The sequence below is a fragment of the Pseudomonas putida genome (assembly GCA_041071465.1).
Classification (GTDB): Bacteria; Pseudomonadota; Gammaproteobacteria; order Pseudomonadales; family Pseudomonadaceae; genus Aquipseudomonas; species Aquipseudomonas putida_P.
This window is the reverse complement of the sequence record CP163498.1, coordinates 5,282,024-5,295,067: the sequence shown is the minus strand read 5'-3', so window position 1 is coordinate 5,295,067 and position 13,044 is coordinate 5,282,024. Positions and strand designations below refer to the sequence as shown.

The window sequence follows — 13,044 nt, the reverse complement described above, 5'->3', positions numbered from 1 at the left end:
AGAGTGCATACAGGAAGATGCGTGACAATCGCCAATGCGTTGCAGGTCCAGGCTTTCCACACCACCGACGTCACCGAACAAGTGCGCGCCACCCCTGGGTGGCAGCAGCAGTACCGGCAGATGTCACCGGGGCATTTCAGCGGTGAGCTGCGTTGCCTGGGGCTCGATGGCGTGGAGGTGTACGAAGAGCGGCTCAACACCCGGGTGGAGCAGTTTTTCCGTGCGCCAACGGGTTCGCTGGCGTTCTGCTTCGACCGCAGCGAGAACAGCCTGTACCTGCTGAACGAACAAAGCCGCAATATCTGGATCACACCGGAGAACTACCAGGAGGTGGCGGTCGTGTTCGACCAGGCCTTCCTGGCCCGCCATGGGCTGGACCCGCAGCGCCTGGAAGGGTTGTTCATGGTGCCGCTGGGCAGCGGCCAGAATGCACTGTTCGGCAGTTGGCTGAGCGCAACGCTGACCCGGTTGGGCGAGGCCGATTGCCCGCTGCAGGGGCAGGCCCTGGCAGAACAACTGCTCGAAGACTGCTTGTTCATACTCGACAACGCCTGCCAGCGCTTGCAGGGCGTGGCTTTGGGGCGGCGTGACGAGGAGCGGGCGATCATGCGGCGGGTCAGCGAATGGGCGGCCGACTGCCCGGAGGAGACGCTGAACCTGGTGGAGTTGGCTGAGGTGGCCGGGGTTTCATTGCGCCAGTTGCAGCAGGCCTTCAAAGCGTTCACCGGTATGCCGCCTGCGCACTGGTTACGGTTACGCCGGCTCAATGGTGCGCGGCGTGATCTCTTGCGCGGGGGTGGGGTGACGGTGGCCGAGGTAGCAATGCGTTGGTCGTTTTGGCATTTGGGAAGGTTTTCAGAGAGTTACAGGCAACTGTTCAAGGAGTTTCCCAGCGAGACGTTGAAGCGGGGCAGGGGTTAAAACCAGCATTCCTCACTGAAAGTTGCTATCGTGCCGCCCTGTTTCCACCCGAGGTGCCGATGTTCTACCTGCCTTTGCCCAGCGACCAGGCCGACCGCCTCGCCAACGCGCCTGACAGCGACTTCTTCACTACTGCCAGCATGCTTGATGCCGCTGCGGTACTGTTTATCCAAAATCTGCCACGCCAGCCCGCCACCGCCTCGGCCGACGCGCAGGAGCGCCGTTTTGCCGAAATCGTGCGCATCGCCAACGAAGTCGAAGGCGTCGCGCCTGGGCGATTCCAAGGTCAGGTGGCGCAGCATTTCGATCATGAGGCGTTCGCCATGGGCCTGGGTATGCTCGGCGAAAATGGCATTGCGCTGCTGTCGGCCGAAGTGGCGTATCAGGCAGTCGAGCTGCTCGATGGCGAGGGCCAGTGGAACTTCCAGTTCGCCGACAGCTACCGCCAGCGTGTCACCCCGCTGCATCCGGTGCACCTGCCGTCGTTGGCCAACGACCTGATGCTCAGCGACCAGCAGAACCGTCTGCTGCGTGAGTTCCTAAGTGGCGTCGACGAATCGGTGGCCGTGCAAGGCTTCGCCGGCACCGGCAAGACCTTTCTGATTCACCAGTTCGCCCGCCTGCTGGAGCCACAGCGCACGTTGCTGCTGGCACTGACCGAAGGCCAGTTGCGCGCCCTGCAGGCGCGGGTCAAGGACGCTTCGGCGTACACCGCGCTGACCTTCGGCCAGCTGGCCGACGAGCTGCTCAACCGCGACCTCACCAGCAACGGCTGGCGCCTGCGTGACCCTTATCGCACCAAACTGTCATGGCGCCCGCAGGACGCGCAGGTGGTGCGCTGGCTGGCCATCCCCGACATAGGGCCGCTCGCTGCGCGTGATGTGGTCGCCTTGTGCATCCGCGCCGTGCGCACGTTCTGCCACAGTGCCGATACCCAGTTGCAGTTGCACCATTTGCCCTGGGCCGGGCCGGGCACCTCGCCGCTGGATCAAGAGGTGCTGCTGGAAAAGGCCCGTTTGTACTGGCAGGAGCTGATTCGTCCGTCGGCGCGGGACATCCAGCTGCCGGTGCGTGACTATCACCGGGTGAAACTGTTGTCGCTGACGGATCATGTGATTGACAGCCGCTACACCCACGTCATCGTCGATGAGGCCCATGAGCTGTCTGCACCGATGCTTGCCGTGCTCGATCGCAGCCCGCAGTCGATCATTGCCCTGGGTGACGAACTGCAGAACCTCAACGGCCTCAGCCCGCATCATGGCAGCTTCATCCGCCAGCGCTGCATCGACCATTCGCTGCGCGCCGGGCCGGCAATGGACAACGTGCTCAACCCGCTGATCCAGGCGCACCCTGCCGCGATTCAGGCGGCCTTCAGTGGCAGCGCCGAGCATTACACCCGGGTCAGTTTCTTCGATACGGTGACAGTGCCGCAGCAGCCCACGGCGCTGATCGTCGACGACGAATGGGGCCTGTTTGGCTGGTTCCAGCGCCTGACGCATCAGGGCGTGCCGTTCATCTTGCTGAAAAGCGCACGTAAGGACTTCGAACTGTTCGTCGAGGACTGTATCGAGCTGTACCGCTACGGCACTCGGGCGCGCCATCCAATGCTGTTCCGTTATCCCAGCTGGCAGGCGTTGGAGCAGGACAAGGGTGACGACAAAGCGTTTCTCGCGGTGGCCAGCATGCTGCGCAAGGGCTATACACCGGAGCACTTCGCCAAGGCCAAGAGCCGTTACCGCTGGGACAAGGCGCCGAAATTGTTCCTGGGCCGGGTGCGGGATGTGAAGAACATGGAGTTTGCCCGGGTGATGGTGTCGCCAGAGCTGATGGTCGCGCCCCAGGTGGCCGGGAACCGCAATGAGCGGGCGCGGATGCTGGCGGGTTTGTATACCGCCTGTTCACGGGCGCGGCATGAATTGATCGTGCCGGGAGGGATGCTGGACTGGGTCAAGGACCAGGTTCGGGATTGAAGCAGTTGGGGCCGCGAACCAGCCCCAATGCCTTTGAATCAGTTACGGTCCAGCCACACGGTCTGGGCATTGGTGAACTCACGCACACCAAAGTGCGACAGTTCACGGCCGAAACCGCTCTTCTTCACGCCACCAAACGCCACACGGGGGTCGGAGGCGCAGTAGCCGTTGATGAACACGCCACCGGTATCCAGCGCGGCGGTCATGCGCTCGGCCAACCCATAGTCGGCGGTGTAGATGGTCGATGCCAGGCCAAACTCGCTGTCGTTGGCCAGTTCCACTGCATGGTCGGCATCGCGTGCGGTGATGATCGCCGCCACCGGGCCGAACAGCTCCTGCTTGAATGCGGTCATGTCCGGGGTAACGTTGGCGAACACCGTGGGGGCGTAGAAGTTGGCCACGCCTTCGACCTTGTTGCCGCCCAGCAGCAGGGTGGCGCCTTCGGCCAGCGTCGCCTGGACCTGGCCATCCAGCTCGTCGCGCAAGTCATAGCGGGCCATCGGGCCGATGTAGGTGTCGTCTTCAAGCGGATTGCCGACTTTCAGCTGGCGCGTGGCTTCTACGAACTTTTGCGTGAATTGCTCGACAATGCTTGCTTCCACGATCAGGCGCTTGGCGGCAGCACAGACCTGGCCGGTATTCTGGTAGCGGCCGATCACCGCAGCCTTGACGGCAGCATCCAGGTCGGCGTCAGCCAGCACGATGAACGGGTCGGACCCCCCCAGCTCCAGCACGCACTTCTTCAGTGCTGCGCCGGCCTGGGCGCCAATCGCCATGCCGGCACGAACGCTGCCGGTCAGGGTCACAGCGGCGATACGCGGGTCGTTGATGGCGCGGGTGACGCCATCCGGGGTCACGTTCAGCACTTCGAACACGCCCTCCGGCAGGCCGGCGTCCTTGAACAGCTCACCCATAAGGTAAGCGCTGCCCATCACGTTCGGGGCGTGCTTGAGCACGTAGGTGTTGCCCGCCAGAATCGCCGGCACGGCGCCGCGCAGTACCTGCCAAACCGGGAAGTTCCACGGCATCACCGCCAGGATGGGGCCGAGTGGGCGGTATTCGATACGGGCTTTTTCCACCTGGGTTGGCTCGGCGGCAAGCATGGCTGGGCCGTGTTCGGCGTACCAGCGGCACAGGCCTACGCATTTGCTGACTTCACCGCGTGCCTGGGCAATCGGCTTGCCGATTTCGCGGCTGATCATTTGCGCGAAGGCTTCGGCCTTGGTTTCGAGGGTGCTGGCCAGGGCGAGCAAATACTCGCTGCGCTGACCCAGCGACACCTGGCGCCACTGGCGGTAGCCAACCTTGGCACGTTGCAGCGCCGCTTCCAGTGCGGCGTCGGTGTCGAATGGGTAGGCGCCGATCTGCTCGCCGCTGTACGGGTCGAGGGAGATGGCGTGGGTCAGGCTGCTGATCGCGCTCATGGCGGGACACTCTCGTTGTTGTTAATCAATGACGCCAGACTAGTGGGCTATGGCTTTAATGAAAACTGAATAATAATGAGCGAAACATTCACGTTTGGAGAAAGGCTGTGGACCTGGTGCAACTGGAGATCTTCAAAGCCGTGGCAGAGCAGGGCAGCATCAGCGCTGCCGCGCAGCACATCCATCGGGTGCCGTCGAACCTGACCACGCGCATCAAGCAGCTGGAAGAAGACCTGGGCGTGGAGCTGTTCATTCGCGAGAAGAGCCGCCTGCGCCTGTCGCCTGCAGGCTGGAACTTCCTCGAATACACGCGCCGCATTCTGGACCTCGTACACGAGGCGCGGCTGACCGTAGCAGGTGAAGACCCACAGGGCACCTTTGCTCTGGGCTCGCTGGAAAGTACCGCAGCGGTGCGTATTCCGGCCTTGCTGGCGGCGTACAACCAACGCTACCCCAAGGTTGACCTGGACCTGTCCACCGGGCCTTCCGGGACCATGCTCGAAGGCGTGTTGTCTGGCCGCTTGGTGGCCGCGTTCGTCGACGGCCCGGTGCTGCACCCGACGCTGGAGGGCATACCGGTCTTTGAGGAAGAGATGATGGTGATCGCCCCGTTGAACCATGCACCCGTAACCCGCGCCCAGGACGTAAACGGCGAAAGCATCTACGCCTTCCGTGCCAACTGTTCGTACCGTCATCATTTCGAAAGCTGGTTCGTGCAGGACCAGGCAGTGCCGGGCAAGATCCACGAGATGGAGTCCTACCACGGCATGCTGGCCTGCGTCAGCGCCGGTGCCGGCCTGGCCATGATGCCACGCAGCATGCTCGACAACATGCCCGGGTGCAGCACCGTCAGCGCCTGGCCGATGTCGGAGGACTTCCGCTACCTGAAAACCTGGCTGGTATGGCGCCGAGGCACAGTATCGCGCAGTTTGAGCATGTTCGTGAAACTACTAGAGGAAGGGCGCACAACCAATTGATAAACAGCTAAATTTACGTTTATTTGATGGCTTAGTGCCGAATATCACGATGACGACCATGCATCAGCACGAACACCACCCCCCTGAGAGGATCAGATAATAGGTAAGCCATCCTCTAAAGGAGGGTCGTACCATGCGTAACCATCACTATGCACTCGGCGCCGCGTTGCTGTTAACCCTGGCCTTGCCATGGACCCTGGCTGCCGCCGCCGATCTCAATGCCCCCATCGACATGCAGGCCGTGCAGTTGCAACCGCAGGAACAGAACGGCGTGCATTACTTGCAAGGCGGTATCGGCCAGGATGAGGCCAATGCGCTGCGCAAGACATCTGGTTATGACCTGCATGTGGAGCTTTCCACTGGCGCGGAAGGCAAATTCCAGAGCGGGGCTTCAGTCGATATCCAGAACGCAAAAGGCCAGCCTGTACTGAGCATCACGGATGCCGGGCCGCTGCTGTATGTGCAGTTGCCTCCTGGCAAGTACAAGATCATGGGCAACGCCCAGGGTGAGACGGTGCAGCAATTGGTGACCGTGAATGGCAAAGCCCCCACAACCGTGAACCTGAACTGGCGTTGATGGATAAACGGGCGGGAGTACAAATGTGCTCCCGTCATGGCGGAGCACATCGTCATGAACCTGGACCTTCAGCTGGAGATGTTGGACGAGCGGGGCTATGTGCTGCTCCCCGGTGTGCTCGAACCCCTGCGCATCGCCTTGTTGCGCTGCGCCATCGATGACCTGCAGCCGATTCACTGGGACTACCAGGGGCTGCTGGAACACTACAAGTGTGTGTTCAACCGCAACCCGTTGTGGTTGCCCTTTCTCGACCTGCCGCCTGTGATAGCCCTGGCTGAAGCGGCGCTGGGCGCTGATTGCCATCTGATCGGGCAAACTGCCTGGCGCAGCCATCCGGGTTACCCGGGCATGGCCTTGCACCTGGATTATCTGCCCATGCAGTTGCCTGATTGGCTAAGCGCGCAAGGCGACTTCACCCAACCCGCACAAATCCTCACTGCGCAGCTGTACCTCAGCGACATCGACCACGGCATCGGCCCGACCTGCATCGTACCCGGCAGCCACCGCGCGGCGCGGCCACCCCAGGCGGGGGAAGATCACTGGCAGGGGCGTGAAGCACAGGCCGTGTTGTGCAAGGCGGGCGATGCACTGGTGTTTCGCAGCGACGTCTGGCACAGCGCCGGGCCCAATTGCAGCCAGGCTCGCGAGCGCGACATGCTGCAGGTGCACTATGGCCGGCGCATGGTCGCGCAGAAGTTCTCGCCGTACTTGAACTGGCGCTTCAACCCGCAGGTGCTGGAGGAAGCCACGCCTCGGCAAAGGCGTTTGCTGGGTGAGCATGAAGAGGCGGAATACGACTGAAGTGCTGTGCACGGCAAGGCACATCTTAAGCAAGCGATTTAGCCAATAGTGGCAATACACTTTCAACTTTCTGATTATCTGGACAATAATCAAAAAACTATTACTTCGTGTGACCGGTCTGGATGCGCCGGTCCACCCTAAAAGATCGAGGGGCCTAAGCCCCCGCTTGCCGTGTAGACCATCAGGAGAGTCGTTGATGAAAACCCGTCTCGCAGCTTCGCTGGCCGCTGCAGTGCTGGCCTTTGCAGGGGCCAACCTGGCCCAGGCCGCGCAGGTATCCGGTGCCGTGGGCGCCACTAGCCAAGGCGACATGACCTACCGTATCGGCCTGTCGTTCGACTGGGACAAGAAATGGCTGGAAAGCAGTACCGGTTACGTGACCGGTTACTGGGATGCCGCCTACACCTATTGGGAGGGCGGTGACGCCAGTGGCGCGCACTCGCTGTCATTCAGCCCGGTGTTCACGTACGAGTTCAGCGGTTTCACCTACACACCGTACATCGAGGCTGGTATTGGCCTGGCGGCGTTTTCCAAGACCGACGTGGGCGACCAGCGCCTGGGCTCGTCGGTCAACTTCGAAGACCGCATCGGTTTTGGTCTGAAGTTGCCGGGCGAGCAAAAAGTCGGGATCCGCGCGATGCACTACTCCAACGCTGGGCTCAAGCAGCCTAACGACGGGATCGAGTCGTACTCGCTGTTCTACAGCAAGGGTTTCTGACACAAGATAGGAGCAGCCTTGCGCTGCTCCTATTCATTCCCGCGAAGAGATCGGTTCAGGCACACTCGCATTCAGCGTAAGGCCTTGATTGCCAGCACGTTACACAGCGGATGCTCCAGCACATGCGCCGTGGTCCCACCCAGGAACGTCTGCATCGCGTCATGCCGGTGGCTGCCCATCACGATCACATCGGCCCGGCTGTGGCCGACGAACTGAGCAATGGCCTTGATCGCTGCGCCCTCCAGGAAATGCCTGCGTTCCAGCGGGATCTGATGATGGTCGCCCAGGCGGTTGAACGCTGCTCGCTGCGCAGTGCGCACGCTGCCCTCGAAGCCGGGCATGGTCACCGTGCCAGCACCGAAGTCGGCAATGTGGGTCTTGGCCGCGTCGCACACATGCAACAGGTGCAGCTCGGCGTTGCATTGCAGGGCCAGGGCGTGCGCGCAGTGGATTACCTGCTCGTCCAGGTGCTCGCCTGCGCCATGGCTGTTCAGGTCCACCGCGGCGGCGACTTGCCGGGGCAGGGGCAGGCGGATGTCGCTGACCAGGTGCACGGCGACCGGGCTGTCCTTGAGCAACTGCCAGTCCAGTGGCGTGACCAGCAGGCGTTTGAGCACCGGTTCGTGCTGTACGTCCTTGACCAGCAGGTCGCAGCCCAGCCGTTCGACCCGCTCCAGCACGCAGCCTAGTGGGTCGCGGGTCAACAACAGCTCGGTGGACACGTCGAGGCCGGCGTTGCCCAGTTGCTCGGCCTCGTCCGCCAGCCATTGGCGGTTGTCGCTGAGCAGCCGCTCACGCTCGCGACCATCGCTCATCAAGCCAAAGGTGTCGACGTCGTCGACGATCACATTGATATCCAGCAGAGCACCACTGGATTCCGCCAGCGCCGCTGCGCGTTGCAGCGCTGGCGTGTGGCGCATTTGCGGGCCGAGCATGACGAACAGACGCTTGAACTGGCTCATCTCACACCTCCACGTGTGGCAGCCCCCCGGTCACCTGGTTCTGTTCAGTCTAGTCCTGTGTGGCCGGTAAAGCCGTTCACGCTTTTTTCACCTGGGGCTGTTATCATCGCCGCACTCTTTGGGGAGTAGCCTGCCTTCGCACCCAAGCGAAGGCGCACCGGTCAACATATTTGGCAACCTGCCATGGCCTGTGCATCCAGCTGGATTGGCGAGACCAACGACCTTTCTGTAGCCAAGCCGGGCCTGCAGGGAGCTGTCGTTGACTCGTAGCCCGGCGGAGCCTGATCGTTGAATCCCATTTCCCTCGTTTTCCTTGCCTTCGCCATGTCCACGGATGCCTTCGCGGCCGCCATCGGCAAAGGTTCCAGCCTGCACAAACCCCGTTTGGCCGAAGCCCTGCGCACCGGCCTGATCTTTGGTGTCATCGAAGCCATAACCCCGATCATTGGCTGGCTGCTGGGCCAGGCGGCTAGCCAGTACGTTGAACAATGGGACCACTGGATTGCCTTCTTCCTGCTGCTGTTACTGGGTGCGCACATGGTGCACGCCGGCCTGAAACCGGATGAAGAAGAGGAAGAAAAGCAAAGCCAGCACTCTTTCTGGATTTTGGCGGTGACGGCGGTGGCGACCAGCATCGATGCCCTGGCGGTGGGCATTGGCCTGGCGTTCGTCGATGTGAACATCTGGGTGGCGGCTGCGGCGATCGGCCTGGCGACCATGACCATGGTCACCCTCGGCACCATGCTGGGGCGGGCCCTGGGTTCGGTGGTGGGCAAGCGTGCCGAGATCATCGGCGGCATCGTGCTGATGCTGGTGGGCGCGACCATCCTGTATGAGCACCTGACGGCTGTTTGAGTGCGGCTGGCACGGCGTGTCGGGTATGATGCTGGCCCCATCATTGTCACGAGGCCTGCCCCATGTCCCTGAGCGCTGAACAGATCGGCGAATTCCGTACCTTCGCCGAGCAGTTGGCCGATGCTGCCGCTGTGGCGATCAAGCCGTACTTTCGCGCCAGCCTGGATGTCGAGGACAAGGGCGGGCGCCTGTACGACCCGGTGACGGTTGCCGACAAGGCCGCCGAGGACGCCATGCGCGAGTTGATCCAGGCGCGTTACCCCGAGCATGGCATCCTTGGCGAAGAAGCTGGCGTGGCCGTCGGCAGCAGCCCGCTGACCTGGGTGCTCGACCCGATCGACGGCACCCGCGCCTTCATCACCGGCCTGCCGCTGTGGGGCACGCTGATTGCCCTTAACGACGGCACGCGCCCGGTGGTTGGGGTGATGAACCAGCCGTTCACCGGCGAGCGCTTTGTCGGCACCCCCGAAGGCGCCTGGCGCAGTGGCACGCCCTTGCAGACCCGTGCCTGTGCCGACCTGGCTTTGGCCACGCTGATGTGCACCACGCCAGACATGTTCGACACCGCCGAGCGCAAGGCCGCGTTCGAGGCCGTTGCCGGCAAGGCGCGGTTGATGCGTTATGGTGGCGACTGCTACGCGTACTGCATGCTGGCCTCGGGCTTTGTCGACGTGATCGTCGAGGCCAGCCTGCAGCCGTATGACGTACAGGCGCTGATGCCGATCATCGAAGGGGCGGGTGGGGTCATTACGGCCTGGGATGGCAGCTCGGCGCAGAACGGTGGTTGCGTCGTAGCCTGTGGTGACCCGGCGCTGCATGCGCAGGTGGTGGAGATGTTGCGTCACGCCATGTGATGGGTGTGTCTCCTATACGGGCCTTTTCGCGGGTAAACCCGCTCCCACAAGTGGGGCACAGTTTTCAAAACTAGTGCTGAACCTGTGGTAGCGGGTTTACCCGCGAAGAGCCCTTACAGGATACTGCTTTCCTGATCACCGCACTTTTTCCAATTTCCGGGCTCTATGCTTGGCCAGGCTGCTCTGATCCCCAGAGCAGCCGCCGTATATTGACCCGGTGCCGATGGTTGCAAGACACCCCAAATTCTTCCCCGCCTGCTGCTGGCCGGCGCCCTTGCGGGCCTTTGTGCCTGCACGCCGGAACAGGGCCGCGATATGGTCAGCCAGTTCGGCAATGGCAAACCCAGCGAGCTGTTCCAGACCAGCGTCGACCGCCTGGCCACGTTGTCGATGCGCGACAATTTGCAAAGCCTGTACCTGCTGATGAACAAGCTGTACCTGCGCAACCCGAACCAGTGGAAGATGTCGGGCTACGTCGACGCCGCCACTGCCGAGCGCCAGATCCGCATCGCCATCGAGCAGCGCCGGCCGCTGCCGCAACTGGGCAACCGACGCGACCTGGCGGCATTGAGCTACGCCCTTAGCCCCGAGTTTCGCGGCGACCGCGTCGGCGCCTTCATCTACGCCATCGGCAGCATGCTGATCACCGCGCACGGCGGGCGTACCGAGTTCTACATGACCGACACCATCGACCCGCTGTTCATCAACAACGCTGCGCGCAATATCGAAAAGGCGACGTGGATGCTCAGCCAGCGACAGGACGCCAATGGGGTGCTGCTGTTGTTCTCCAACGAAATCTCGGAGGAGGGCAGCAACCTGAGTTTTGCCGTGGAGTTCGGCAAGATCGTCGCGCGGCTGGATTTGCTGGCCGAGCTGCTGGATGAGCGGTATCGGCGGATTGGCTTGAATTATGCGCAGAGCCTGTTGCTGATGAACTTTCTGCCGGTGCAGTAACTTCAGAGCAGCGCTTGTATGGCGCGTTTATAGCGCTGCCCGGCCAGGCTCATGCTGTTGTTATGGGTTGCCCCGGGCACCAGCAGCAATGTCTTGGGCTGGTGGGCTGCTTCATACAATTGCTGGCTGAAACGCGCTGGCACGAATCGGTCATCCAGGCCGTGTACCAGCAGCACAGGCAGGCCAACCCCCTTGATCTTGTCCAGCGAGTCGAACTTTTGCGACATCAACCAGCGCACTGGCAAGGAGGTATTGGCCACTGCCGCCGCGACATCGCCCAGTGAAGTGAAGGTCGACTCCAGGATTAACCCGCGTGCCGGCACACTGGCACCGTTGTTCTGTGATTCGCGTGTCAGCTCACTGGCCAGTTCCACCGCCACCGCGCCCCCCAAAGAATGGCCGAAGATCAGGCGTTTGCCGGCATCTGGCTGCAGCTGGGCGAAGCGCTCCCAGGCAATGCGTGCATCTTCGTAGACCGTGGCCTCGGAAGGTAGGTCGCCACGGCTTCGGCCAAAGCCACGATAATCCACGGCCAACACCGAATAACCCATGGCATGCAGCTGTTCTATGCGGAACAACTGGCCGGTAAGGTTCCAGCGCACGCCGTGTAGGTAAAGGATGGCCGGCGCGTTGGCGCGTTTGGCCGGCCACCACCAGGCGTGCAGGCTCTGGTTATCGCTGAAGCTGTGCGGGCGCAGGTCGAGTTCCTGCACGCCGCTGGGCAGCCCGCGAAACCAACTGGCTTGGCCAGGCTCGATGCGGAACACCAGCTCGCGCTCCTTGTACTGCAGCACGGCGCAGCTGGTGGGCAGGCCGATGACCAGCAGAATGGCGCACACCCAGGGGAGCCAGCGGCGGCGCAGGTGGGTGACGAAGAGAGTAGGCATGTGGGCTTTCTAGCAGAAGCACTGTGCTGGGTGTCGAAAAAGTGACGGGATGGCAGGTTGGTTTGGTTGCAAGCTGTTTCCGAAAGCGCAGGGTTACCGATTACCCAACGACTCCAACAACGGCTGAAACTCGTCCAGCAACCAGTCCCGCAAGCGCAGGCAGCTGGCCTCATGCTCCTTGTCTTCATTGAATGCCAGGAAGTGAAAGGTGTCCTTGAGCACCAGTTCTTCTGCCACTGGCCTTACCAGCATCCCCTGTGCCACCAGCGACTCGACCAAGTGATGCCAGCCCAACGCCACGCCCTGGCCGCCAAGGGCCAGTTGCACCAACAGGTTGTAGTCGTTGGCATTGAAGAAATGCGGTGCGGTACTGGCGCGGCTTTTCAGGTCGACGTCATGGAAGGCCAGCCACACATTCCAGTCCACATGTTCGGCGACTTGCGAGCGGCCGTAGGGGCTGAGGTTCAGCAAGGTACCATCGCGCAACCCTTTAAGGGTTCCTACCTCCGGGTGCTGCGCCAAATACTGCGGCGTGCACACTGGGTAGATCACGTCATGGTTGAGCGGGTGCGAGCTATAGCCCGCCTGCACCTTGCCCAACTTGGTGATGTAGATGTCCGGGCACCCCGGGCTCCATCGACAGAAAGTTCTGGGTGGTTACCAGGTTGATGTCGATGTCCGGGTGCTCGGCGAAGAACTTCGGCATGCGCGGCCCCATCCACAAGGCGGCAAAGGCCGGTGAACAGCACAGGGTGACTACCTGCTTGGTATTGGTGTTGCTGCGGATACGCTCGGCCGCCTGGGAGATGTTGACGAACGATAACTGCACCGCATCGAAGAAGATCGAACCGGCCACGGTCAACTCCACCGCACGGCCCACACGGGTGAACAACTCGGCGCCCAGGTAGGTCTCCAGCTCGCGGATTTGCCGGCTGACTGCAGCCTGGGTGACGCACAGCGCCTCGGCGGCACGGGTGAAGTTCTGGTACTTGGCGGCGGCGACGAAGACTTTGACCGCACGCAGCGAGGGCATCTTGATCAGCGTCTGATCGGGTTCGGAGTGTCTGACCATGGGTAGCGGGGAGGTCCTTCATCTAGCCAATCACGCCACTCTAGCCTGTTCCTCGCCAACAGGTAAATGTGC

Annotated in this window: 12 protein-coding genes and 1 pseudogene; 9 read left to right on the top strand and 4 right to left on the bottom strand. The window is 62.1% G+C overall.

All coding sequences use genetic code 11. The annotated features are described in order from the left end of the window. Window positions 1–21 precede the first annotated feature (21 nt). Window positions 22–921 (top strand): helix-turn-helix domain-containing protein, encoded by a 900-nt coding sequence (locus tag AB5975_24380; GenBank protein XDR19613.1) that lies wholly within the window; start codon window positions 22–24, stop codon window positions 919–921. A 59-nt stretch (window positions 922–980) separates the two neighbouring features. Then, window positions 981–2,891 carry an AAA family ATPase gene (locus AB5975_24375; protein ID XDR19612.1) on the top strand — a complete coding sequence of 637 codons (1,911 nt, stop codon included), beginning with the start codon at window positions 981–983 and terminating at the stop codon, window positions 2,889–2,891. Between the two features lie 38 nt (window positions 2,892–2,929). Here AB5975_24375 and AB5975_24370 read toward each other — a convergent pair whose 3' ends face one another. Further along, entirely contained in the window at window positions 2,930–4,315 is a 1,386-nt protein-coding gene (locus AB5975_24370; GenBank protein XDR19611.1) for an aldehyde dehydrogenase family protein, read from the bottom strand. A gap of 107 nt (window positions 4,316–4,422) precedes the next feature. Here AB5975_24370 and AB5975_24365 point away from each other — a divergent pair, with 107 nt between their 5' ends. From AB5975_24365 to AB5975_24350, 4 genes are all read left to right on the top strand, one after another. After that, complete coding sequence (locus AB5975_24365) at window positions 4,423–5,292, top strand: LysR substrate-binding domain-containing protein (GenBank protein ID XDR19610.1); 870 nt, start codon at window positions 4,423–4,425, stop codon at window positions 5,290–5,292. A gap of 133 nt (window positions 5,293–5,425) precedes the next feature. Beyond that, window positions 5,426–5,869 (top strand): carboxypeptidase regulatory-like domain-containing protein, encoded by a 444-nt coding sequence (locus tag AB5975_24360; GenBank protein ID XDR19609.1) that lies wholly within the window; start codon window positions 5,426–5,428, stop codon window positions 5,867–5,869. 54 nt (window positions 5,870–5,923) lie between these two features. Next, window positions 5,924–6,670 (top strand): phytanoyl-CoA dioxygenase family protein, encoded by a 747-nt coding sequence (locus AB5975_24355; protein XDR19608.1) that lies wholly within the window; start codon window positions 5,924–5,926, stop codon window positions 6,668–6,670. 196 nt (window positions 6,671–6,866) lie between these two features. Beyond that, window positions 6,867–7,388 (top strand): acyloxyacyl hydrolase, encoded by a 522-nt coding sequence (locus tag AB5975_24350; GenBank protein XDR19607.1) that lies wholly within the window; start codon window positions 6,867–6,869, stop codon window positions 7,386–7,388. Window positions 7,389–7,459: 71 nt separating this feature from the next. Here AB5975_24350 and AB5975_24345 read toward each other — a convergent pair whose 3' ends face one another. Then, on the bottom strand, window positions 7,460–8,350 hold the full coding sequence (locus AB5975_24345) for a universal stress protein (protein ID XDR19606.1): 891 nt from the start codon (window positions 8,348–8,350) through the stop codon (window positions 7,460–7,462). A 288-nt stretch (window positions 8,351–8,638) separates the two neighbouring features. Here AB5975_24345 and mntP point away from each other — a divergent pair, with 288 nt between their 5' ends. The 3 genes from mntP (at window position 8,639) to AB5975_24330 (ending at window position 11,013) form a co-directional block, all read left to right on the top strand. After that, window positions 8,639–9,205 carry a manganese efflux pump MntP gene (gene mntP / locus AB5975_24340; protein ID XDR19605.1) on the top strand — a complete coding sequence of 189 codons (567 nt, stop codon included), beginning with the start codon at window positions 8,639–8,641 and terminating at the stop codon, window positions 9,203–9,205. Window positions 9,206–9,267: 62 nt separating this feature from the next. Beyond that, complete coding sequence (gene hisN / locus AB5975_24335) at window positions 9,268–10,059, top strand: histidinol-phosphatase (protein ID XDR19604.1); 792 nt, start codon at window positions 9,268–9,270, stop codon at window positions 10,057–10,059. Window positions 10,060–10,374: 315 nt separating this feature from the next. Continuing rightward, window positions 10,375–11,013, top strand: coding sequence for a hypothetical protein (locus AB5975_24330; GenBank protein ID XDR19603.1), 639 nt, complete (start codon window positions 10,375–10,377; stop codon window positions 11,011–11,013). A gap of 2 nt (window positions 11,014–11,015) precedes the next feature. On the opposite strand, the gene AB5975_24325 is transcribed toward AB5975_24330, so the two are convergent. Both AB5975_24325 and AB5975_24320 read right to left on the bottom strand, forming a co-directional pair. Beyond that, window positions 11,016–11,900, bottom strand: a complete 885-nt coding sequence (locus tag AB5975_24325) for an alpha/beta hydrolase (protein ID XDR19602.1) — start codon at window positions 11,898–11,900, stop codon at window positions 11,016–11,018. Between the two features lie 93 nt (window positions 11,901–11,993). Further along, a pseudogene (locus AB5975_24320) lies at window positions 11,994–12,972 on the bottom strand (LysR family transcriptional regulator). Window positions 12,973–13,044 lie beyond the last annotated feature (72 nt).